Genomic DNA, 26269 nt, shown 5'->3' with positions numbered 1-26269 from the left:
TTTTATGTAATTAAAGTTTAGTTAATGTTTTGTTATATTGCTGAATCAAATGTAAAGAATTATTTGCTTTGTATATTAAAACTAAAATTATAATATTACTTATGTTTAATGCTACAAGATTAAGAATTATTAATAAGACAAAATTCTTTTTATAAAGCACTACTCCTCTGAGTATTATGATTAAATTTATATTAAATATTGATCATAGTATAAGAATTAATAATATTTTAGGCTCTCGTGCAATGTGTAAGAAAAAAAATAAAAAAGCTCCAACCAATAAAAGATTAACAAACATAAATAGAATATAAACTTTAATTAATCAAAATATATTTAAATTAAAAACCTTTAAGTTTTTTTGTTTCGTAAATTTATTACATATATTTATGTGTTCTTTTTTACTGTTATTTTTTCTAATTAATGTTTCTATTTTTTTCTTTTCAACATTAAACATTTCTGCTAATTTTTTTTCAGTATATTGATATTGCCAACATAAGTATTTTAATATATTAATTTTTGTTTCTTTTTTGCAATCTATTTTCTTATATAAGTATTTTAAAATAATAAGATTAACTTCTTTTTCTTCTATATTAAATTGTTCAGCAATTTGGTGAATGTTTTTTGGATTTTCTTTTATTAGATAAGTTATTATGACACTCTCTGTATTTTTATTGTTTGAGTTTATAGTTATGAAAAAATTTTCTATAATTTCAAATAATCAATTAAAAACTAATTTAACCAAAAAGCTTAGTAAATATATAATAAATGCTATTGGATTATAAATTGCAGCTTCATAAATGATTATAAATACCCATATTGTAATAAGTATAGTAATGATAATTTTTACTTTATAATCAATTGACTCAAATCCTACTACAGATTTGAGTCAAAAACTAATACCTATAAAGAATGATAGAACAAATATAGGAATAAATACTTTGTTAAAAACAATAATAACTGTTATTTTCTTTTCTTTTCTCACTATTTCTATAAGAGATAACAATCAATAAAACAGCAAATTTACATATAAAATGTGGTATAGAATGAAATCCAATTCTTTAGAAAATAATGGATTAGTTTGTTTTATAATTAGTGAAGAGAACAAATCCAATTTTAAATATAATGCAATAGGTATAGAAGTAAGGATAACAAAAAATATAATTTTAACTGTAATTTTCTTAACATTTTCTAAGATATTTTTTAAATTTTTGATTTTATCTTTACAATTAGCAGAATTATTAAATTTATTATTATTTTTTGAAATAAACAAATATATGATACTTGATGAAATTGTCAAAATAGTGAAGGTTAATCATATTGAAGAATTGATAAATCATAAATTATTTGATTTATCATAAACTACTAAGTAAACAATTGCATTAAGGATGAAAACAATTACAGTACCAATTATTAAGTTAAGTAAAAAGATTGATGATCAAGATAAATAAGTAAGTCAAATAGTTAATATTTTTGCTATGCCAGAATTTTGATTAGCATTAATGCAATAAAATAAATAATAAGAAGAATTTTTTGAATAGTATTCTATAGTTCTTTTGATTAGTGGAAATAATTCGTGTGGCATTTTATATTCTAAACTATGAATTTCTTTTTTCTTAATTTCTCTTATAAAATCAATAACTAAATCTATTAGATTTTCATAATAGGATAATTCATTTTTTAAACTTTTTGTTAATAAAGAATTTCTAATATCATTAATTAATCTAATTAAAAAAACGGGTTTATAAGTTAGTTTTGGAAATGAATTAATAGAGTAAAAAACTTTCTTTATATTATGATCTTGAATCCTTGTTAACATTTTATTAAGAAAAATTAATGTTTCATTCATTTTTGAAGAAACAAAAACATCTCTATTTTTTTGATATTTTCAAATATCTCTAAAAGGATTAAAAATAGTCTTTTTACATAACGTTATAAATAAGGTAAAACATAAAGAACCAAACCCAATTTTTGTTAAATTTATTAAATAGTAAATTAAAGAATTATACTTAACAAAGCCTTGAAGCTGAAAACCCTTATGTTCTATATGTTCCTTTCAAATTTTTATGCTTGTGTTGGAATAAAAATGAACTTCTAATAGTCTATTTCATTCTTCTAATCATCTATAAGAACCCATAGTAATTTTAAAAAAAATACCATCTTTTTTACCTGATATACTGTACAGGACTATATCATCAATATTAAAATAAAATCATATAAAAATTACTATACATATAGATGTTAGGACAAATAATTTACTTTTTCTTATCATTTCTTCCTTTCTAAAAATAGAAATTCTTTAGTATAAAAGTGATTTATATTCAAATTATTGCAAAAATTCAGCTCTATTTCTTGTAAATCATTTTTTAAATTTAATATCTCTTCAAATTAAAATTATCTTTTTTTTGAAATTTTAATATTTTTTATCTATATTTAATTTACATTTATCTAAATTTAAATTAGAAATATAGATAAAGACTATCAAGGTAACAAAATATATAATGCATATTAATAACTATTTATGATGCATTCTAATATTTTATTAAATAATAATCTCATTTTTATTATATAAGTGAGAGTGTTTTTTAAGTTAATAATTTTATTTGGCAATACCTTTACACTTTATTAATATTATGAATATTACAAAGATAATTGATATTTTGATTATCATATCATTAATATTTAACTCTAAAAAACTGGATTAAATCATCATTATAAATTTATTGCTTAATAATTTTTTGTTTATTTTAATTTCTATCTTTATTAAATTGATTTTCTAATTTTTAAATTTTTTAGTTTTTCTAGTAGTATTTTAATAATAAACATTTTTGCGTTTTTTAATAACACTTCTTAAATTTAAAGTAAAATTCTTTTTTATAAACTTTAGCTTATAATTATTAATTATTTATAAAATTTTTTTAAATTTATAAAACTTAGTTTTTATAGATAATTTTAAATTTTATTTATATGCTTTTATTTATAATATAAATAGTTAATTAGAGAAGTGGTGAATAAGTTGTTTAGATGAGATTTATATATAGTAAATCCTTTATTAATAATTATTTGACTAATTGTTGCTATTTATTTATTTTATAAAAATAGTATTTCTAAACAAAAAGGATTATTTTATCTTGAAATTAGTAGTTTTTGAATAGTTATTAACTTTTTAATTCAAATAATTACAAATAGTGTTGATTCACCAATTTTAAAAACTTTACCAAGTTCAATACTTACTGTTTTACTTTTTTTAACTAGTTATTTTTTATATGCTACTATTTTAAATCCACTAGCTTTATGACTAACTTTAAAACTACAAAGTAGAAGAATTTGAATTTGAATTGGTTTATTTAGTTGTTTTATAAGTATAATGATTGCTTTTTTATCTAGTATAAATATAGTTTCTCTTATTTTTATAACTTTATTTATAGGAGTTGGAATTTCATGTCAAATCATTTATTTTTTATTTTTTAATGAACAATTTAATGAAAGATTATTTCCAGTTTTTAGTAGTATAAAAGCTGGATTTGTTGTTAGTTTTGCAAGTTTTATAAGTTATCAAATTTATAGTTTATTAAACTTAAATTTAATATCTAATCAAACTAGTTTTACAACTTGACCAATTTTTGTTTTAAGTTTATTTTGTTTATTTACTTGTTTAATTGTTTCAATATTTATAAAAGAAAGAAAAACTAAAGTAGTTAAGTATAAAGATGAGATTATTGAACAATTACAAAGATATGATTATAAAGTTTTAATTTGTTTAATTGTAATGAGTTTTTTAATTATAAGTGTAAATGTAATTATTAGATCAGATATTTTTGAATTATTTTTAGTAGCTAAATTAAAGCAAAGTTCTGTTAATAATTTAAATATTTGAAATTATTTACAATCATTTAGAATTTGTTTTATTTTAGGTGAAATGTTATTAGGTTATTTATTTTATAAAATAATTATTAAATCGATTGGAATAGTTAAATCAGTTTCTATTTTAACTAGTTTAACAATGTTTGGTGTAATTTTAATGACTTTTATTCATAATATTTACTTACTAACAATAATGATGTTAATTTTTGGTTTATTTTTCTTTGTAATGTTTTATTTATGATTTGGTATTAGTTTAATGTGAGACTATAGAAGTTCAAAAACTTCAGTTTTATCTATTTTTTTAACAGTTGTGTTTTTAACTTTATCAGTTTGATATTTAATAATTAGTATTTGTAAAGTTAATAATATTGGAATATTTAGTATTTTTAAATCAGTATTTGAAATTATTAATAATACTGATATTAATAAAAATAGTTTATTTATTAATAAAATTAGAAATGTTTATTATATTTGTTGTTTATTAATTTTTAGTATTTTAGGAATTTATCTAGCAACATTTATTTGAATATCAAATTATATTATTGCTGAATATAATGATCTAAAAGATATTAAATTAAAAATGATAAATTTAGCAAAAAAAGACATAGAACAAAAAATGATAACTAGATTAATAAGAGAATAAAGAGAAATATTATGAGTGAATATGAATTAATTACTAATAAATTAAATGAACTAATTAAATTAAGTAGAAAAAAAGAACTTTCTCAAGAGCAATTGTTTGACATTTGTATTTATTTAACAAATGTTATAGATGATTTATTATTAAAAGAAAGTTTAAAAACTAATTTAATTAATCAAAACGAGCAGTTTGATTACTTGTTGTACTTATTAAAAACACTACTAGCAATTTTATTTTCAAGAAGAGCTTTTTTTAATTTTGATATTTTTGACAAGTTAAACCCAATTTTGTTATTTTATATAAAACAAAGTTTAGAATATAGTTTTTATGATGATCAAAATCAAAAATATTTATTAGAAAATTCTGAATTACATAGCTTAACTAGTATGTATTTGTATATGTTTAATATTTTTAATCAATTAAATAAAATTATTAATACTTTAAACTTAGCTTATAATTTAAAACCAAACCAACAAGAATACAAAGAATATATATTTATTAATGATTTTACTAATTTAAGCTATGCTTTTTATAAAACTAGAGGTACACAAAACAGAAGTGAACAGTTTTTCAAACTTTTAGACCAATCTTGATTATTTAATCATTTATTAAAAACAAAAACTAATTTAGATAATTTAGATTATTTAGTAAATTTAGTATTTGAATTAGAGTGTTTATTTATAATTATTTGTAGGATTTTTATTCAAATTACTTTAGATTTTAAGACAAACAAAGATATTAATAAATTACTTGAAATTAATTCAAATAATTTATAGAAAGAAAAAATGAAACACTGACAAGGATTAACAATTGACCAATTTTCAGGACCAATTGAGTTATTGTGATTAATGATTAAAGAAAAAAAACTTGATATTGTTGAATTAAGTTTATTAGAAATTGTTGATCAATACTTAGCATATATTAAACAAAACCAACAACTAGATATAGAAATAGCTAGTGAATATTTAATTATTGCTTCTCAACTAATTGAATTAAAATCTCGATACTTATTAGTTAAAGACCAAAAAGATGAACAAGTTGATCAAATTGATTATGATGATTTAGTTTATCAAATTAGTCAATACAATCAAATAAAAGAGATTTCTGATCAATTGTTTAATGCTCAAGAAGTTTATTTACAAACTTTTTCTAAAAAAAAATCAAAACAAACATTTAAAAAAGATTTAATTTTTGAAAATCCTGAACCTTTAATTGACTTAAATGATCTAGATTTAGATAAATTAACAGAAATTTTTTATAATGTAGTTACTAATTCAAAATCACTTAACTATCAAGCTGATTTTGATTTAGAAACTGAAATTTATCAAACTTTAACTACTCCAAGTTTATCTGTTCATGAAGTAATTTTAGATATAATTAATAAAGTTACTTCAAATAAATTAAAAGAGTGAAAACTTGAAGAATTGTTAGAAATTTTAGAGTTTAATTTAAAAAACTTTATTGTTATTTTTTTAGCGATTCTAGATTTAGTTAGATATCAAATTTTAGAAATCGATACTAGAGATGAATGTATTTATGTTTGTTTAAGAAAAGAAGTAATCAAAAATGAAAACTTAATTACTCAACAATTAGAGGTGATTGCAAATGAATCTACAATATAGTGCTATTATTGAAGGATTATTATTTATTTATGGAGATGATGGTCTTTCTTTATTAGATATTCAATCTGTTTTAGAAAATTTAAAGCCAACTGAAATTAAGGAAATCATAATTGAGTTAAACAAAAAATATTTAGCTGACCAATCTACTGCTTTTTGTATTCAAACTTATAAAAAAAATAATTACAGATTACAAACAAAACCTGAATTACACCCATATTTTGCTAAATTAGAACAATATAATGAAAATAAAAAATTATCTCATTCTACTATAGAAGTTTTATCAATTATTGCTTATAAACAACCAATTACAAAACAAAGTATTGAAGAAATTAGAAATGTTGATTGTAGTTATCAACTTCATAAATTAAGAGAAAAAAAATTAATTAAAGTAATTGGTAAAGATTTAGAAAATAATAGAAGTAATTTGTATGCAATTACTGATAACTTTTTTAAAGTTTTTAATATTAAAGGCGGAATTGAAGAATTACCAGTAATTAGTGAACAAGATATTAAACAAGCAATCCAAAACAATAACGAACAAAAACAAGCTCAACAAGCAGTTGATTTGTATGGTAATGTTGAAGATTTTAATTTAGATAATCAAAATAATTAGTATTACTTGTTTTATTTGATAATATAAAAAATGCACCCAGTAACTTTTGTTATTGGTTTTTTTAAGGAGAAAAATGAGCTTAGAAAGGTTACAAAAAGTCATTAGTAGTAGAGGATATTGTTCAAGAAGAACTGCTGAAAAACTAATATTAGAAAACAGAGTTAAAGTTAATAATCAAATTATTAATAAATTAGGAGTAAAAATTGATCCTAAAGCTGAAATTATTATAGATAATAAATTAGTAACATCTGATTCAAATAATCAAAAATATTATTATTTATTTTATAAACCTAGATTAGTTTTAACTACTATGTATGATCCTAAAAAAAGAAAAACAGTAGCTGATTATTTTAAAGATTTAAACCATCGAGTTTATCCAGTTGGACGTTTAGATTATGATGTAAGTGGTTTATTAATTATGACAAATGATGGAGAATTATCTAATTTTATAATGCATCCAAAGTATGAGTTTTTAAAAACATATCAAGGTCTTTGTCAAGGCCAAGTTAGTAAACAACAAGTTAATCAACTAATCAAAGGTGTATATATTGATAATAATTATTTAACAAAAGCTTATAATGCTAAATTAGTAAAATATGATAAATTAAAAAATGTTTCAATTGTAGAACTAACTATTAATGAAGGTAAAAAACATCATGTTAAAAAAATGTTTGAATCTATTCAAGCTCAACTTTTAAAACTAAAAAGAACTAAAATTGAATTTTTAGAAATAGATAATTTAAGACCAGGTCAATATCGTGAGTTAAAAATTCATGAAATTAAAAAACTTTATGGTATTTATTATTCTTTAAAACAAAACAATAAAAAATAAAGGAGAAATTATGAAAATTGCAATTTTTGGTACTGTAGGAGCTGGAAAATCAACAATTTCTCAAGAAATTAGTAAAAGACTAGGCTATGAGATTTTTAAAGAACCAGTTGAAAAAAATCCTTATTTTGAACAATACTATAAAGATTTAAAAAAGACTGTTTTTAAAATGCAAATTTATATGTTAACAGCTAGATCAAAACAATTAAAACAAGCAAAAAATTTAGAAAATATTATTTTTGATAGAACTTTATTAGAAGATCCTATTTTTATGAAAGTTAATTATGATTTAAATAATGTTGATCAAATTGACTATAATACTTATATTGAATTTTATAATAATGTTGTTTTAGAAAATTTAAAGATTCCTGAAAACAAATTAAACTTTGATATTGTTATTTATTTAAAAGTCTCAACTAAAACTGCAATTAGTAGAATAAAAAAAAGAGGAAGAAGTGAAGAATTGCTAATTGGTGATGAGTATTGAGAAACTTTAAATAAAAACTATGAAGAGTTTTACAAACAAAATATTTATAATTTTCCTTTTTTTGTTGTTGATGCTGAATTAGATGTACAAACTCAAATAGAATTAATTATGAATAAATTAAACTCAATGAAAAATCCAAATTAGAGGTATTAATATGGGAAGAGCACATGAAGTAAGAGCCGCTTCAATGGCTAAAACTGCTGCTAAAAAATCTGCAGCAAATGGAAGAGCAGCAAAAGAAATTTATATGGCTGCAAAACAAGGTGGAATTGATCCAAATTCAAATTTAGCTTTAAGATCTGTAATTGATAAAGCTAAAGCTAATCAAATACCAAGAGATGTAATTGAAAGAGCAATTAAAAGAGCTGCTGGTGGAGATGCTGAAAATTATGTATCTAATAGGTATGAAGGTATTGGACCTAATAATGTAGCAATTTTAGTTGATACTTTAACAAGTAATGTTAATAGAGCAGCTGCTATGATTAGAGAAACTTTTAATAAAAATAAAGGTAATCCAGATGGAAAAGTAAGTTTTTTATTTGAAGATGTAGCAATGTTTGCTTTTAAAAATAAAAAAGAAGATGAAGTTTTAGAAACTTTAATGAGTGATGAAGTTGAAATTAATGATTTAATTTGTGAAGATGAGACTATTATTATTTATGCTCCTTTTAAAGCTTATAATAGTGTTAAACAATCATTAGATAAATTAAATATTGATGAGTATTTAATTTCAGAAATTAGAGCTATTCCAATTGATAAAAGAATTGAAATTAAAGATGAGCAAATTAAATTGCAATTACAAACTTTATTAGATAAATTAGATGAACTAGAAGATGTACAAAACGTCTATCATAATGCTGAGTTGTAGAAATACAACTTTTTTATTTACAAATATTAGATAATTAATAAATAATACTAATAAAATATTAGTAAGTTTAAAAATTAAATAATTAAGTCAGGTGATTTTATGAGCTTTAGTTTAGCTAATTTCATACTTTTAATAGTTAATACTTTAACTATTTTTTTAATTCTATTAATTTATTTAATAACTACTAGAAGTTATTTAAATCACCAAGTACCTTTTATTAATTCTAGTAATTTAGTAATTAATTCAACAGATATTAATAAAGCAATTAGACAATTTCAAATTATCTTTAATTTAACTGATTATGAAATTATTTATACTGATACTGATAATATGATTAAAGTTTTTAAAAATATTAATAAAAATAAAAAACAAATTATTATTAGTAAACGTATATTTGAATCAGTTGGTTATGAATTAGATTATTTAATTTCTAGATTATGAATTTCAGCAAAGCAAGTTAAAAAAGATAGTTTATTAAAAGTTTATAGACTAACTATTTTAACTATTCCTACTTTTTTAATTATTATGTTAAGTTTATTTATGTTAGCAAATCTATTCTTATTTATTTATAATTTTTTTACAAATGTATTTGAAGTTAATAGTTTAAATAATCAAAATAATATGAATATAAACTTTTTATACAAATTATGAAAATATATGATTTTTAATTATTTAAGTTTTTCTATGATTATATGTTTATTTATTAATTACTATATTTCTATTATTATTAAAAATAAAATTGAATTATATTATAATGATGAAGTTAGTAAGCTAGTTTCTTCAGCTTTAGAAATGTATGAATATGATTTTAAAGCAGCTAGAATTTATGCATTAAATATTAAATGAACTTATATACCAGTTTTTAAAATAAATAACTTTTGAACTAATCATTATAAGTGAACTGGTCCTTTTACAATAGTTTAAGTTTTACTATTATTATTTATATTTAGTTAGTTGATTAAGTATAGATAATAAGATTTTTTTATATAGATTTTTTTAGTAAAAAATCAAATTCTTAAAAAATAAATTATTTTAAAAATAAGTATAGATCTTATTCCAACTATAAAGTTTAGACAAACCCTGCTAAGTGCTTGACATTATCGTGGGTTATTATACAAAATGGTACTATAAGTTATAATTATATTATCAAAGAAATTAGAGAATAATAGATCTATTCTAACAAGCCTAATTTATCTTTGAGTTCATGGGAAAACCTTGAACAATCACTTTTAACCCTCAATACGATTCCTGAGATCTCGTCAACTAACTCACTAGGTAATCCATTGGAGTATTTTTTTATGTATAAGAGTGTTTTGTCTAATCCACTGTGAATTCTTCTTGTTTGGTTTATCATTGTTAGTATTTTTAAATCTTCTTTTCTACTTTCATCTAATTGTTTTCTTCTAACAAAATCAACTTCAACTCAATCAGTTGAACCAATTTCTAATGGCTTTGCAATATAGCGTTTAGTATCTGCTCTAAAGTAAAGTTGTTCATCTGAACCAATTACAAGTTGAATATTTTCTTTTTTATAAAATCTAAAACGTTTACCAAATTCATCGTATGGAGCATAAATTTTAGTTTTATACTCTGCTACACCATTTGCAAATTTTCTAGGTATAGGTAGGTCAAAGAATTTTTCAACTTCATTTTCACCTAGTTGTCTAAATGCATTATCTCTTTTTCTTTTTTTACATTTACTATTAACAAAATCTATTAATTTGTGTTTTATTTGATTTGCTTGTTCAATTGTTTTTATATCATTTTGTTTAAAGAAGAAAGGTGCATTTTTTTGGACTGTATCTCACATTCTTTCAACATGTGGTTTTGCATTAGCATTAGATGAAGAAATCACCTCTATACCCCTATTTTCAAGCTCTAAACGCGTTCTAGCGTTATTTCTTTCATCTTTTTTAAAATTAGCTCTATTATCAGTAATAATTCTTTGAGGATAGCCATAAGTTCTAAATATTGTTTCAAAAATTTTTTGATAAGAATTTAAAGATTCTTCGTATTCTTCAAAACACATATCAAGTATTTGATTAGTTCCAACATCAACAGCCATAACACATGTTGCTATTGTGTTATTTTGAAAATAATAATGAGTACATCCATCTACTTCTATTACCTGTCCAAATTTATAATTGTTTGCTACTGCTAGTCTGTGTTTTTCTACGTTTTTAGGCACATAAAAAACTAGCTCATTGCTATACCTAATTAATTTTCCTTCTTCTTGTTGTCTTCTTATTTTTTTAACTTCTTTTTTGGTTTTACGTTTGCAATAAGGGCTTGCATAACCTTGTTGTATTAGTCTCCTATTTAAAGTTGAATAAGAAATTTTATTTTTAGTGTTAGTTGACATAAGAGTGCTGTGATAGTTTTCTAAAGTTAAATAAGAACAACTAGCATTATTTACATCTCCACCAGTTATTTTTACTTGTTCTTGGTATTTTTCACCTAAATTATGTATTATCTCATCACTATATTTTTGAGCATTTTTATTATTAGTGTTTTTATGTGAAAGAATTAGCTCTGCTTCCTTGTTCTTTCATTTAATATATTCACTTTTATATTTTTTTACAGTAGAAAGTGATTTTTGAAACTGTATAGCGATTGATAACAACTTTCTGTTAGGCTCTTTTTCAAAAGTATCTATTATAAGTTTCTTTTTTTCATTAAACTTTTTATTTTCTTGGATAACAAACATTAGACCTCCTGTTCAATTATAAGACCACAGATCTGTGGTCTTATAATTGGTCTGGTACCATTTTGTTTAATAATCCAACCAAACCCTGCTAAGTGCTTGACATTATATATATATATATATAATGAACTTCAGCTATATAGAATACATAATATGTAGCTAAAATAACCGGTTTTTGAAAGGATAATTAATGAAAAAATTATTAACTTTACTAGGTTCAGTAGGTTTAATTGCATCAACTAGTGCTGCTGTAGTTGCATGTGGTGATAGATCAAATACTGAAATAAATAATAATGGAACTTCTGAAAAACCATCAGATATGACAGAAGAAAATAAAGATAAAAAAGAAGAAAAACCAGGAACAAATTCAGGATCAGAAGCAGCTCCAAAACCAGGAACAAATTCAGGATCAGAAGCAGCTCCAAAACCAGGAACAAATTCAGGATCAGAAGCAGCTCCAAAACCAGGAACAAATTCAGGATCAGAAGCAGCTCCAAAACCAGGAACAAATTCAGGATCAGAAGCAGCTCCAAAACCAGGAACAAATTCAGGATCAGAAGCAGCTCCAAAACCAGGAACAAATTCAGGATCAGAAGCAGCTCCAAAACCAGGAACAAATTCAGGATCAGAAGCAGCTCCAAAACCAGGAACAAATTCAGGATCAGAAGCAGCTCCAAAACCAGGAACAAATTCAGGATCAGAAGCAGCTCCAAAACCAGGAACAAATTCAGGATCAGAAGCAGCTCCAAAACCAGGAACAAATTCAGGATCAGAAGCAGCTCCAAAACCAGGAACAAATTCAGGATCAGAAGCAGCTCCAAAACCAGGAACAAATTCAGGATCAGAAGCAGCTCCAAAACCAGGAACAAATTCAGGATCAGAAGCAGCTCCAAAACCAGGAACAAATTCAGGATCAGAAGCAGCTCCAAAACCAGGAACAAATTCAGGATCAGAAGCAGCTCCAAAACCAGGAACAAATTCAGGATCAGAAGCAGCTCCAAAACCAGGAACAAATTCAGGATCAAGATAAATAAATATTTTTATTAAAAAACTCACTTGTTGTTCATAAGTGAGTTTTTTTAACATCTATTTATAATTAATTATTTCTATTTTATTTATTTTGAATTGCCGAAATTCCTCGTAATTCTTTTCCTTCCATAAATTCAAGTGAGGCTCCTCCACCTGTTGAAATTCATGAAAAATTATCTTTAAACCCCATATTAATAGCAGCAGAGGCACTATCTCCACCACCAATTAAAGTAAAAGCTCCAGTTTTAGTTTGTTCAACAATTGCTTGACATATAGATTTTGTACCAGTTTCAAAATTTTTAAATTCAAATACACCAACAGGACCATTTCAAACAATAGTTTTAGCTTTTTTAATTTCTTCTTTATACATTTCAATTGTTTTTGGTCCAGCATCTAATCCATCTCATTCATCAGGAATATTAGTTTCAAAAATAGTTGGCTTTACATCAGCAAATTCTTTTGCGCATGCTGTATCAACTGGTAAAACAATTTTATCTTTTGCAATTTCTAAATAATGCTTAGCTAAATCAATTTTATCTTCTTCTAATAATGATTTACCAATACTACAACCTTGAGCTTTTAAAAAAGTATAACTCATTCCTCCACCAATTAGTAATTTATCAACTTTTGGTAATAAGTTCTCAATAACACCAATTTTGTCTGAAACTTTTGCGCCACCTAAAATTGCAATAAATGGTTTTTTAGAATCATTAACTGCTTGAGACAACATTTTTAATTCTTTTTCAACTAAAAAACCAATAGCTGAAACTTTAATATTTGAAGCAATTCCAACATTTGAAGCGTGTGATCTATGTGCTGTTCCAAAAGCATCATTTACAAATATTTCACCTAAACTAGCTCAATATTTTCCCAATTCAGGATCATTTTTTGATTCATACTTAACAACTTGATCATCTAATACATCTTCAAATCTAGTATTTTCAACTAAAATAATTTCTTTATCTTGTAACAAGCTAACAGCTTTTTCTAATTCTTTTCCTCTAGTTTGATTAATGAATTTAACTTCTTTATTTAACAATTCTTCTAATCTTTTTGCAACTGGAGCTAAAGATTTTTTTAATTTATCTTCTTTAGTTTTAATTCTTGATAAATGTGAAAATAACACTATTTTTGCATCATTTTCTATTAAGTAATTTATAGTAGGAAGAGCAGCAATTATACGATTATCATCAGTAATAACTCCATTTTGAATTGGTACATTAAAATCCACACGAACTAGTACAATTTTATTTTTAACATTTATGTCTTTTAATGTTTTTTTGTTATTATAATTCATATTTTCTCCTTTTATAGTAGTTATTCATATTCTACTATATTTAAATAAATTCATAAATTAAAAAAAACAAAATCTAAACTTGTTATTAATTAATAATAAAAAGTTTAGATTTTAAATTTAATATTTTTTTATAAAGACATAAAGTAAATAGTAGTTCTAACTAGTTGTGAAACATAAGAACTTTCATTATCATATCATGAACAAACTTTAACTAATTGTTTTCCATCAACATCCATAACTTTTGTTAAAGTAGCATCAAAAATAGATCCATATTTAGAACCAATAACATCTGATGAAACAATTGGTTTAGTTTCATATTTCATAGCTTGTGCTAAATCAGTATCTTCTTGTAATGCTTTTTTTACTGCATTATTAATTTGATTAATAGTTAAATTTTGAGTTTCAAATTCAACAGTTAAATCTGTAATTGAACCAGTAATAGTAGGAACACGCAATGCATATCCATCTAATTTACCTTTTAAATGAGGTAATACTAAACTAACTGCTTTTGCAGCTCCAGTAGTTGATGGAATAATATTTCAAGCAGCAGCTCTTCCTCTACGTAGATCTTTATGATTTAAATCTAATAACCTTTGGTCATTAGTTACAGCATGAACTGTAGTCATAAACCCTTTTTTAATAGTAAATGCATCATCTAAAGCTTTAGTAAATGGTGTTAAACAATTAGTTGTACATGAAGCTCCAGAAATAATTACATCATCACTTGTTAGTGATTTATGGTTAACTCCATAAACAATAGTTTTTAAATCTCCAGTTGCTGGTGCTGAAATAATAACTTTTTTTGCACCTGCTTTAATATGGGCTGAAGCTTTTTCTTTATCTGTATAAAATCCAGTTGACTCAACAACTAAATCGATTTTTAAATCAGATCATGGTAAGTTAGCAGCATCTTTTTCAGCAAATACTTTGACTTCTTTTCCTTTAACTATAATTGAATTATCAGTATATGAAATTTCACCTTCGCAAAAAATTCCTTGAGCTGTATCAAATTCAAGTAAATAAGCTAGTGTTTTAGTGTCAGTTAAATCATTAATTGCAACAATATCAACACCTTTTTCAAACAAACGTCTAAATGTTAATCTACCAATTCTACCAAATCCATTAATTGCAACTTTTTTTGACATATTGTTACCTTTCTTTTGTTTTATTTGTATTCATATAAAATACTAATAACATTTTAAATTATACAAATAATAGATAAATAAAAGTAAATTAATTAGTTTTTTCTTTTATTACTTCCTATAAAAAATAGTTCTTTAGATAGAGTTTTAATTCTTGAAATTAATCTTTCAATTTTAATTTTTTCTAATTCAAATACATCTTTTGAATTTAAAAAATTATTATATTGTCTTGTAAATTGTAAGTTTTTTTCTAATAAATCAATAGAAAAATTAGAAGTAAAAAATGTAGGTCTTTGATTTTCCATTCTATAATTTAAAACTTCAAATAAAAAGTCATCTCTAGCTCATAAAGAAAGATTTTCTCCACCAATATCATCTAAAAATAAAAAATCAACTGTTTTTATTTTTTTCATTAATTCTAAGGAATTAATTTCAGAAGAATTAAATGATTCTTTTAATTTATCTATTAAAGATCTTAGTGTTGAAAAAATCACTGTTTTATTTTTACTAGCTAAAGTATTTGCTAAAACTTTAAACATATAAGTTTTACCAATTCCAGAATTACCATATAAATAAATACCTTTTTTAGAATTTTTTTGAACAAATTTTAAAATATTACTTAAAAGCTTTTTTCTAATATCTTTTTCTTTTTGACCTAATAAACTAAACTCTGAATTATTTAATTCATTTTTAAAATACTCATCATAAGTTAAAGAAAATAAATTAAGATCAAAATCACTAAATAAATAATTTTTTTTAATTATAAAAAGTTTTTCTGTTTGTTTACCATGAATACATAAAACATTTTTTAAGTAAAATAAATGATCTTTAAATACTAAATCAACTTGATAATTTTTAACTATTTGATTACACTTTTTATCTAAACTACATTCTTTATAATTAAATAAAAACTCATCTAAGATATTTTTATTATCCAATAAAACTTGATCTGTAATTACATCATTTGAATTTAAAGAATCATCAATTAACTTTTTAATTTTAGGATTATTTTTATAATCATCTAGTTTCATAAATACTTTCTATACCAAACATTTTAATTCTTCTTCAGTAAACTCAAAAATAGGTTCAGCTTGTAAATTAAAATCATCAGATTTAAAAATTGTTTCATAATTAGTTGTAGTTTTATTTTGAATATTTTTTAAAAACTGCATTGCTTTTAAAGTAGTGTTAATGTTTTTATCAAATAAAGTTTTTGCAATTTTAGCAATATATTTAACTATAATTTGCTCATTGTTTTTTTTATAACTAAAATCAATTAAGCAATTAATAATTCCATTAGATAAGCAATAATTGTTTTTTATATTTTCAAAAACAGTAGTGTATTTGCTTAAATCAATATCATATTTTTGTTTACTATATTCAAATCAATTTGTTTTATTAATTAATTCAATTAACTCTAAATTAGTATTATTAGTATCTTTTTTTGTTGTTAGATCAATTAATAGGTTTTTAAATAAATTAAGATCAATGTTTTTATTATAAGAATTATAAGAATTAATAATTAAATTAATAATTTGTTCTTCAGTTAATTTTTTAATAGTTAAAAGTTCATACAAACTTTTAAATGTATTTTGATCTACAAAATCTAAACTAATATTTTTATTTTTTAAACTAGTTATTAAATAATCTAAATTTAAAAACTCATTTAGTTTTTCAAAATAATTAGATGCTTTTTTAATTTCAAAATCAAAACAATTAAAATCACAAATTAAACTTTCATCATAAACATCAGTTAAATCAACTATTATTTCTTGATATTGATTAGTATTAATTTGAGCTTCACTAATTAGCATAAATCTTGTAATTTCATAATCATTTGCTTCTAATTTGTTTAATAAAAGGTTATTTAAATATTTGTGATTAAAAAACTCATTACTTTTTAAAGGCTCTAAAATTTCAAATTTAATTAAGCTATAATCACTTTTTTTAACATAAACTTTAATTAATTTAAAAGCATTTAATAAATCAAGTGCTTTTGATAATTCTTTAAAAGAAAAATTAGTAATATTTAATAATCTTTTAGATTCTAATGCTTCTTCTTTTAAGATATTACTAATTTTTACTTCTTGAATTAAAGTTAAATATAAGCTTATAGCTTGAGCGCTAATAAGAGGTTGATATAAACAAGTTAATGATTTGTACTGTTCTTGAGATAGTTCAAAATTTAGGCTTACAGAATAAGAAAAATTCCTACTTAACATAGCTTTAACCTCTCTTCTAATAGTTATAATACCTAAGTTTATAATTTTTTTTAAAAGAAAAAAGCAATTATTTTTAATTGGTAATTAATTGCTTGTTAGAAGTTATAAATAGTAGTTTTAAATAGTAGTTATGTATATCTTATCCACTTATCCACAATTATTTTTGACAATTAGAACAATAATAAGTTCCTCTTCCATTAACTTTTATTTTAGAAATTTTAGTATTACACAATTTACAATTTTTATTATTTAAATGTACAAAAAGTTTATTCTGATAACTTCCAGTTACTCCTGGTAATGATTCAAAATCACTAATTGTAGTGCCTTTTAACAAAATCGCTTGGCTTAAAACATTTTCACAATTTTTAATAATTTCTTTAGTTTGATCTTTTGTTATTAAATTAGCATTAGTTAAAGGGTTGATTTTTGATAAAAACAACACCTCATTAACATAAATATTTCCTAATCCACTAATAATATGTTGATCTAGTAAAACTGTTTTAATAGCTTTATTAGATTTTTGCAATTTATTAAATAAATAATCAACACTAGTTTGATTATTTAAAGGAATCGGTCCTAGTTTATCAAGATGTGAATCTTTTAAAAAAGTTGACTTATTGTAAAGATTTAAAGTACCAAATCCACGCATATCATAAAATCTTGCTACTAAATTATTATCTAATAAAAATTCAGCTTTTAATCAAGATTTCTTATAAGCATATTGGTCAGGATCTTCAATTACTCATTTTCCAGTCATTCTTAAGTGAGAAATAATTACATATTCTTTTAGTTCAAAAACTATATATTTAGCTAAATTATAAATATCTAATATTTTTTGTTCTTTAGTTAGATTGATAAATTGTTCAACACTAATTGAAGAAACTATTTTATTAGAAAAAATTTCTGATTTTATAATTGTTCTATTTATTAAACTTGGTTTTATTGTGTTTGTAACTGTAACAACTTCTGGTAGTTCTGGCATATTAACCTTTCTATTTTAGATCAAATCAAGTTTTACCAACTGATTCTCCAACTTTTAATTTAACAACTACTTGATCTTTTATGTTTAAATCTAAAAATAATTTTTCTAAAGCATTTTGTAATTCATTAATAACAATTTTTTTAGTTTGTTCTAATTGATTATTATCAACTTCTAAAATAATTTCATCATGAATTTGACAAACAATTTTAGCATCTAAATTTTGCTCTTTAATTTTTTTATAAATGCTTATCATTGCTACTTTTAAAATATCTGAAGCAGTTCCTTGAATTGGTGTATTTACTGCTATTCTTTTTCCAAATTGTCTAATATTATGATTTGTTGAATTTAATTCACTAATATATCTTCTTCTATTTGATAAAGTTGTAATATAGCCTTGATTTGTTGCAATTTCTACTTGTTTTTCTTTAAAATCTAATAAACTTGGAAAAGCAGAATAATAATCTTTAATCATTTGTTTTGCTTGATTAACATTCATATTTAAATCATTTGCTAAACCAAAATCAGTTAAACCATATAAAATTCCAAAATTAAAAACTTTAGCTATTCTTCTTTGTTCACTTGTAATTTGATCATCACTAATATTAAAAATTAGTTTAGCAGCTTGTAAGTGAATATCAGCATTTTGATTAAATGCCTTAATTAGATTTGACTCTTTAGACATTTGTGCTAAAACTCTTAATTCAATTTGAGAATAATCATAACTTAAAAATGTCTTATTATTATTTGTAATAAAAATTTTTCTAACTTCTTTTTGTTCATTATCTCTAATAGAAATATTTTGAATGTTTGGATAAGAAGAGCTTAATCTACCAGTATTTGTTAAAGTATGATTAAAAATAGTGTGAACTTTATTATCATCAAAAATAAATTTTTCAAAACCTTTTAAATAAGTTGTATATAACTTAGTATATTTTCTATGTTCTAATAATAAATTAATTATTGGATGAAAAGTTATTAATTTTTCTAAAACTTCTTTACTAGTAGTACCTTTTTCTAAATTAGGCAGCTTTAATTTATTAAATAATAATTCTTGAATTTGTTTTGGTGACGAAAAATTAAAATTATTATCAATTTCTTCAGCAACCATAATTTTCATTTGCCATTCAATATGATTAATTTTTTTTAATATTTGTTCAGTTTGTAATTTCAACTGTTCTTTATCTATTAAAATTCCTTGGACTTCAATATCATATAAAACCTCAATTAAAGGATAATCAATTTTTAAATATAAATCATAAGTATTAGTTTGTTTTAATTGTTCAATTAATTTATCAGAATATTTTTTTAATAAATAAGCTTTTTTACTAATATATTTAGACTTAATATCTATATCAATATCTGGATTTTTTTTAACTCCTTTTCCAAAAATAATTTCATTTGTTTCAATTTCTTCTTGTTGATTAACTAATTTAATTTGGTTAGATAAATCAGAAACAACATTAGCATTTAATGAATAACAAGCAACCATAAAATCAAAATCAAAATTACTTGGTAACACATTATACTTGTGATTTTTTAATAAATAAGTAGTTTTTTTAATGTCATAAGTATATTTTTTTAAGTTTTTATTATTTAAAAACTCTTCAAACAAACTGTCAGTTGAACTTAATGTTGTATCTTCAAAAAAAGATAATTGCTGAACTTTATTTTTAAAATCTAAATAAAAATTTCCTTTATTATTTGAAATGCCAATTCCAATTATTTTATCTTTATGATAATCTTCTTCTAATGATTCAACATACAAATAATTTATAGAATCTTCATAATCTTTTGATCATGAACTAATTATTTTAATATCTAAATTTTTTTTATTATTTTGATAAGAATTAAAATCAAGATTTAAAATATTTGAAAAACGTTTTTTTAAAGAATACATTTCATATTTGTTTAAAAATTCATAAATATTATTAACATTAAAATCTAATTTATTAAAAGAAAAATTTTCTAAAACTACATCAGTTTTGATTATTGCTAAATCTTTACATAAAAAAGCCATTTGTTTGTCTTGTTCTAATTTAGTTTTAATTGCACCTTTTAATTGTTCTAAATTATTATAAATATTTTCTAAACTTTCATATTGTTGAATTAATTTAATAGCTCCTTTTTGACCAATTCCATTAACTCCTTTTAAATTATCTGAAGAATCACCAACTATTGCTTTATAATCTGGAACCTGATTTGGTAAGATTTGTCATTTTTCAAATAACTTATTAGTATCAATTTCTTCAAGTTCATTAACTCCTTGAATTGGATTTAAACAAATTACTTTATTTGTAATTAATTGATACATATCTTTATCACTACTTAAAATTTCAGCTTGTAAATCATCAAATTGCTCTTGAGCATATTTACAAATTGAACCAACAATATCATCAGCTTCAATATTTTCTTGTTCAAATCATTGAATATTTGCTTTTGTTAAAAATTCTCTAACTATACTAAATTGTTCAATTAATTCATTAGGAGTTTTAATTCTATTAGCTTTATAATCACTTAATAAATCATGTCTAAAAGTTTTTTTTCCTTTATCAAATGCTATTAAAATGTGATCATAAGGTCCTCTTTGATGAATTACAGATAATAACATATTAATAAAAGAATAAACTGCATTTGTTAAAACACCACTTTTTGTTTTTAACAAACTAGTATTTGGTGAATAAGCAGTTGCATAAAAAGCTCGAAAAATTAAAGAATTACCATCTACTACTAAAATTTTAATTTTCATATAACCTCCTAAATAGCTTTAATTAAACTAACAAACTTTATTGAAGTTTTATTATTTGTTTTAGTTTTTAATACTTTAAAAACATAAGCTTCATTTTCTATTAATTGATCAGAAATATCTTTATAATCACTACTAAAAATTGTTAGTTCAAGTTCACTAGTGTTATCAAAAATTGTTACAAACGCCATTTTATTATTATTTTTATCTTTAATTTCTTTAATTTTTAAAATATAACCTAAAATTACTTGTACTTTATTATATTCAAGTTTAGAAATATCAATAAGATTTAAATCAAAATTACTAGTTTTAAGTTTTAAAATAGGATTTTGTTCAATAAAAAAACCATATAATTCTTTTTCAAAACTTGCTAAAATCTCATCTTCATATTCATCATAAATAATTAAATTAATTTTTTCATCATCTAAAATATTATTAACTTGTTTATAAGCATTAGCTTGACTAATTAATAAATCTAAATTTTCTATCATTGTCTTTTTATTATAATTAAAAATATCTAAAGCTCCAGCTTTTATTAAAGTTTGCAATACATTAATATTAATTTTTTGTTTAACTATAGCTAGTATAAAATTATGAATATCTAAATACATATTTTCATTTTCGCTTTTAGCTAAATTTATCTTTTTAACTACTTCATAACCAATTGATTTAATACAAGTTAATGGCATATAAATTTGTTTGTTTATAATTTGATAATTAAAATTAGCATTAATCACACTTGGTTTATTAACTTTAATCTTATAATCATACAACTCTTTAATATATTGTTGAGTTTTAATTTCATTACCAATATTTTGATCTAATAAACTAGTATAAAATTCAGTTGTAAAATGAGCTTTAAAATAAGCTAATCAATAACTTATATAAGAATAAGAAATAGAATGTGATTTATTAAATCCATAATTTGAAAATTTTTCAATTCAATTTCAAATTAAATTAGCTTTATTATAAGAAAAATTATTCTTAACAGCACTATTAATAAATTCTAATTTCATTGATTGCATTACTTTATTATTTTTTTTACTCATAGCTCTTCTTATAATATCAGCTTTTGCATAAGAAAAATTAGCTACTTTATTAAGCATTTGCATTACTTGTTCTTGATAAATAATAATTCCATAAGTTGGTTTTAAAATCTCAAAAACACTTTGATCAATAATTTTAAACTTATTAGTTTTTTTATTTTCTAAATAAGTTGGAATCATTTCTTGAGGACCTGGACGATATAAAGCTGAAGCTATTGAAATTTGTTCAATACTATCAACTTGCATTTTTGAAATTAGATCAGTCATTCCTTTTGATTCAAGTTGAAAAATTCCTGAAGTTTGTTTATTTTTTAAAAGCTCAAAAGCTTTTTTATCATTTAATGGAATTTTGTTTAAGCTAATTTTTAGATTTTGATTTAAATATATTAAATGTTTTATTTCTTGAATAGTAGTTAAATTTCTTAACCCTAAAATATCCATTTTAATTAAACCTAAATCATCTAAATAATTCATATCAAATTGAATTTGATTAATTCCATTAAAACCAATTTTAATAGGAACAAGTTCTCTTAAATCACAATCAGTTAAAACAATTCCAGCTGCATGTGTTGAAGTTTGACGTGGTAAACCTACAATTTTATGCATTGTTATAAAAATTTCTTTAAATACATTGTTTTGAAAATAATCATTTAATAATTTATTTTCTTTAATAAACTCTAAAAAATCAGAATTTGTATATTGATCTAAAACTTTAGAAATTTTATTAACAATTAATAAATCAATATTAAAAACTCTACACACATCTCTTCAAGCCATTTTATAACCAATAGTTTGATAAGTTGTAATCATACCAACATGATTTTTACCATATTTTTCAAATAAATATTCTAAAACTTCTTCTCTTCTATTATCTTGAAAATCTAAATCAATATCAGGTAAATTTGATCTATCTGGATTTAAAAATCTTTCAAATAATAAATCATATTCTAATGGATCAATATCTGTAATTCTTAATAAATGACTAATTAAACTACCAGCAGCACTTCCTCTACCAGGACCTACTAAAATATTGTTTTTCTTTGCAAAATTCACATAATCACTAACTATTAAAAAATAATCACTAAACCCCATTTGCTTAATAACTTTTAATTCATAATTTAACCTATTAATATATAGTTTTAAATCTAAATTAGGCTTAATTTTTTGTTGATATTTTTTTAATGACAATAAACAAATTTGGCGTAAATATTCAAATGAAGATAAATTATTTATATTTTTATATTTAACTAAATGTTTTTTATTACTATCAAATAAATTAAAATCAACTTTTAAATTAATTTCATTAATAACTTTTTTAATATTTTCTAGTGAATAATTTTTTAATAAATAATCATTATCTGGATAAAAATAATTATTAATATTTTGAATTTGTTTTATTGTTTTATTAGTCTTAACAGCATTTAAAATATTAAAAGTTTTTTGATCATTTATATCTAAATAGCTTATTTGATTAAAATATAGATTTAATTCTTTAACATCATAAAAATCATTATTTAACTTATTAATTAAATGTGTTTTAAAATCTAAATCACTAATTAAACCAATAACAACTACATTATTATTAACTAGTTCTAAAATATATTCTTTAATTTCATAATCATAATGATTAAATCCATCATTTAAAAAACTAGAAACAAAATTAAGAATTTGATAACCTTTTTTGTTTTTAGCATAAATTATAAATTTAGTAGAATCTTCAAATTCAATTGTTAAACCAATTATTGGCTTTATGTTATTATCAGTAGCTTTTTTAAAAAACTCAGCAACACCATACATAGTATGAGTTTCACTATAAAAAGCATAACTAAGTTTATTTTTTTTAATAAATTCTATATATTGATCAATAGTAATTAAAGATTCTAAAAAATCATATTGATTTTTAATAGTTAATAAAGATATATAGTTCATAGTTGCTCCTTATATTAATTTTAGTGAGTTTTTTATAGTTTTAAAATAATACTAGTTATAAGTTGAGATATAACCCGAGTTTTACAGTTGTTGTGCTAAAGTAAAAAGTGCAACAATATTTTAATCGTTATTTAAATCTTATAGAGTTCAAAATTTTATCAAATTCAACATCTGTCATTAGCGATTTTATCGTGTTTGTTTTTTCAAATAGCTTTGATAAAAGTTTAAAATCTTCAACAGTTTGTGAACTATCATTAATTATTTTTGTAGTTGAATAATTCTTTCCATTTTGATCTTGTTTTATTTCAAAACCTTGTTTTTCATCATTTTTGTAAATATAAACAATTCCACCACTTATATTGCTACAAGAGCACATATTAAGTGCTTTGATAATTCTTTCTACACTAAGTTTCCCATTTAATTTATGAAAAATTATTCTAAGTATAACCAGAGAAACATAACATATTAAAATGTGAGCATTTATGTGTTCTTTGGTTCTAACAAACATTGGTCTTGTTGCTAGATCGTTTTTTGTTACTCTGAAAACATCTTCTATTTTTGCTAATCCGTGGTATAAATCGCGGATTTTTTTGTGATCATATTCAAGTTCTGAAGTCACAATACAAGAATAACCTGCAAATTTTAAATCTTTTTCTATTTTTTCTACATCAATTATAAATTGTTTTTTATCAGCTATTTCACCTGTTATTGATGAATAATTTTGTGTTTCTATATATTTTGTGTAGCTATGTGTAAGATTAGCAACCCCATATTTAATTGCGTTTTGTGCTTTTAGCACTTTTTCATTAATTTTTCTAATATCTCTTCTTGCTCTTTTGCCATCTCATCAAATTAAAACCTTTTGTTTAACTGTAACTTTTTTGTTATTTTCATCAAAATAAGTAACTGGTTCGATAAATTCTTGGTATTTATAGTCTGAAGTAACTGTTTTATACAATGATTCATCAAACATTTTTTCTTGGTATTTTTTACCTTTTTTACCTTTTAGAATTTGTGAAAATAAGTATCCGTCACCATTTTTAGCAATAGATTTTATGTTTTCTTGACAGTTTATTCCTTTATCGGCAACTATTACAGTTCGCTCTAAGTTATAACTACTTTTTACTTCATTTAAAATAGGTAAAAGAGTTTTTGAATCTGAAGTATTTCTTGGAAAAATCTTATAGCTTATTGGAATTCCATTTGAATCCATCATAAATCCCAACTGAACAATTGGATCAACAACATGTTCTTTACTAACTCCGCGTTTCAATAAACCTGTAATTTTTTTATATTGTTTTTCTGTATTACCGTCTTTAATTGAAATTATTTGCTGATCATTTATGATTTTTTTATTAGTTTCAAGAGGAAAAACCTCTTCATAAACATCTGCATCTTCAAAGTCTTTTTCAAAATAAAAATTTGTTGAATCAAAGAATGTTTCAACTGCATTTCTTCCTATTTTTGATGAAATAACCTTATTTAAATGTTTTTGAAGTTCATCTGAGTGCTTATCAATGTAATCTAAGCATCTATAAACAGCATGAATAGGAAAATTAAGATCTTTATTATAAAAGGATTCTATCTTTTTATATGTAGATCTCTTAGAAGCTGGTGACATTATTCTTTGCAAAACTAAAAACTTGAAAATTTCATTTATAGAATATGTTGTTTTGTAGTTTAAGCTAGCAAAAAAATCATCTAATTCCAAGAATTGATATACTGCTTCTAAATATTTGTAACCAAAGTTATATGAACTTGAACTTAGATCATCTAAAAATGATTTATCTTTAATTTCACTAAAAGTTATTCTAGGTCCTTTAAGTGCGTTTTTGTTAAACTCTTCAACCTCTTTTATGAATTTATTTTGATCTAGTTGGTCTTCTAGATAGCCAAAACTTTTAACGATTTCTTGTTTAACTTTTCCGTCTTTATCTCGATATCCTCTAACAACTCTAAAATATGTCTTAACAGTCCCGTCTTTAAATTTTATCTTATCTCGTTTTATCATAATATCTCCTATAAATATTTTAGCATAACTTTGGAAAAAGTAAATAGGCGTAAGAAAAAAGATGAAAAAGCCCTTAAAATCTGAACTTTTCATCTTTTTTATCTATTTATTAGCACAACAACTGTAAAACTCGGGTAATACTAGTTATAAGTTGAGATATAAGTTTAAAAAATATCAAAAAATAAACTATTTAACAAATTATAAAACTATAATAATAAAACAATAAATTAATAGTATTTTTGAAAAT

General features: G+C 22.2%; 19 protein-coding genes. 9 read left to right on the top strand and 10 right to left on the bottom strand.

The features are described 5' to 3' along the window. Nucleotides 1-10: 10 nt before the first annotated feature. The gene (locus V2P32_RS01925) at nt 11-1813 is read right to left on the bottom strand and encodes a hypothetical protein (RefSeq protein WP_434343857.1); all 1803 of its coding nucleotides are present in this window, start codon (nt 1811-1813) and stop codon (nt 11-13) included. Nucleotides 1814-3001: 1188 nt separating this feature from the next. Here V2P32_RS01925 and V2P32_RS01920 point away from each other — a divergent pair. The 8 genes from V2P32_RS01920 (at nt 3002) to V2P32_RS01885 (ending at nt 9841) form a co-directional block, all read left to right on the top strand. After that, complete coding sequence (locus V2P32_RS01920; protein ID WP_434343856.1) at nt 3002-4501, top strand: MFS cation transporter; 1500 nt, start codon at nt 3002-3004, stop codon at nt 4499-4501. A gap of 11 nt (nt 4502-4512) precedes the next feature. Further along, a complete protein-coding gene (locus V2P32_RS01915; RefSeq protein WP_434343855.1) occupies nt 4513-5274 on the top strand; it encodes a hypothetical protein in 762 nt (253 codons plus the stop codon). Between the two features lie 9 nt (nt 5275-5283). Beyond that, a complete protein-coding gene (locus tag V2P32_RS01910; RefSeq protein ID WP_434343854.1) occupies nt 5284-6120 on the top strand; it encodes a segregation/condensation protein A in 837 nt (278 codons plus the stop codon). Next, entirely contained in the window at nt 6104-6733 is a 630-nt protein-coding gene (gene scpB / locus V2P32_RS01905) for an SMC-Scp complex subunit ScpB (protein ID WP_013447883.1), read from the top strand. The genes V2P32_RS01910 and scpB overlap by 17 nt, the downstream gene beginning before the upstream one ends. A gap of 73 nt (nt 6734-6806) precedes the next feature. Next, entirely contained in the window at nt 6807-7565 is a 759-nt protein-coding gene (locus tag V2P32_RS01900) for a pseudouridine synthase (protein ID WP_434343853.1), read from the top strand. Between the two features lie 10 nt (nt 7566-7575). Beyond that, nucleotides 7576-8193, top strand: a complete 618-nt coding sequence (locus V2P32_RS01895) for a deoxynucleoside kinase (RefSeq protein WP_434343852.1) — start codon at nt 7576-7578, stop codon at nt 8191-8193. A 10-nt stretch (nt 8194-8203) separates the two neighbouring features. Beyond that, nucleotides 8204-8917 carry a YebC/PmpR family DNA-binding transcriptional regulator gene (locus tag V2P32_RS01890; RefSeq protein WP_434343851.1) on the top strand — a complete coding sequence of 238 codons (714 nt, stop codon included), beginning with the start codon at nt 8204-8206 and terminating at the stop codon, nt 8915-8917. Between the two features lie 99 nt (nt 8918-9016). Then, the gene (locus tag V2P32_RS01885; protein WP_434343850.1) at nt 9017-9841 is read left to right on the top strand and encodes a hypothetical protein; all 825 of its coding nucleotides are present in this window, start codon (nt 9017-9019) and stop codon (nt 9839-9841) included. Nucleotides 9842-10088: 247 nt separating this feature from the next. Here the strand turns inward: V2P32_RS01885 and V2P32_RS01880 are convergent, their stop codons facing one another. After that, nucleotides 10089-11624 carry a hypothetical protein gene (locus tag V2P32_RS01880; RefSeq protein WP_434343849.1) on the bottom strand — a complete coding sequence of 512 codons (1536 nt, stop codon included), beginning with the start codon at nt 11622-11624 and terminating at the stop codon, nt 10089-10091. 187 nt (nt 11625-11811) lie between these two features. On the opposite strand from V2P32_RS01880, the gene V2P32_RS01875 reads away from it, so the two are divergent. Beyond that, complete coding sequence (locus tag V2P32_RS01875) at nt 11812-12651, top strand: lipoprotein (protein WP_434343848.1); 840 nt, start codon at nt 11812-11814, stop codon at nt 12649-12651. Nucleotides 12652-12732: 81 nt separating this feature from the next. Here V2P32_RS01875 and V2P32_RS01870 read toward each other — a convergent pair whose 3' ends face one another. The 8 genes from V2P32_RS01870 to V2P32_RS01835 form a co-directional block, all read right to left on the bottom strand. Beyond that, nucleotides 12733-13947: a phosphoglycerate kinase gene (locus tag V2P32_RS01870; RefSeq protein ID WP_434343847.1), complete on the bottom strand. Its 1215-nt coding sequence runs from the start codon at nt 13945-13947 to the stop codon at nt 12733-12735. A 128-nt stretch (nt 13948-14075) separates the two neighbouring features. After that, nucleotides 14076-15092: a type I glyceraldehyde-3-phosphate dehydrogenase gene (gap, locus tag V2P32_RS01865; protein WP_434343846.1), complete on the bottom strand. Its 1017-nt coding sequence runs from the start codon at nt 15090-15092 to the stop codon at nt 14076-14078. A 92-nt stretch (nt 15093-15184) separates the two neighbouring features. Then, on the bottom strand, nt 15185-16120 hold the full coding sequence (locus tag V2P32_RS01860; RefSeq protein ID WP_434343845.1) for an ATP-binding protein: 936 nt from the start codon (nt 16118-16120) through the stop codon (nt 15185-15187). A 9-nt stretch (nt 16121-16129) separates the two neighbouring features. After that, complete coding sequence (locus tag V2P32_RS01855; RefSeq protein ID WP_434343844.1) at nt 16130-17311, bottom strand: DnaD domain protein; 1182 nt, start codon at nt 17309-17311, stop codon at nt 16130-16132. A gap of 157 nt (nt 17312-17468) precedes the next feature. Then, complete coding sequence (gene mutM, locus V2P32_RS01850) at nt 17469-18293, bottom strand: DNA-formamidopyrimidine glycosylase (protein WP_434343843.1); 825 nt, start codon at nt 18291-18293, stop codon at nt 17469-17471. A 10-nt stretch (nt 18294-18303) separates the two neighbouring features. Next, nucleotides 18304-21039 carry a DNA polymerase I gene (polA, locus tag V2P32_RS01845; protein ID WP_434343842.1) on the bottom strand — a complete coding sequence of 912 codons (2736 nt, stop codon included), beginning with the start codon at nt 21037-21039 and terminating at the stop codon, nt 18304-18306. An 8-nt stretch (nt 21040-21047) separates the two neighbouring features. Next, nucleotides 21048-24011 (bottom strand): DNA polymerase III subunit alpha, encoded by a 2964-nt coding sequence (gene dnaE, locus V2P32_RS01840; protein WP_434343841.1) that lies wholly within the window; start codon nt 24009-24011, stop codon nt 21048-21050. Nucleotides 24012-24138: 127 nt separating this feature from the next. Further along, nucleotides 24139-26022, bottom strand: coding sequence for an IS1634 family transposase (locus V2P32_RS01835; protein WP_434343840.1), 1884 nt, complete (start codon nt 26020-26022; stop codon nt 24139-24141). Nucleotides 26023-26269: the final 247 nt, after the last annotated feature.

It is taken from the genome of Mycoplasma sp. 06067-C1-B144P-99-0482-3 (genome assembly GCF_051053925.1).
Classification (GTDB): domain Bacteria; phylum Bacillota_I; class Bacilli_A; order Mycoplasmatales; family Mycoplasmataceae; genus Mycoplasma; species Mycoplasma leachii.
This window is presented reverse-complemented; position numbering and strand designations above follow the sequence as displayed.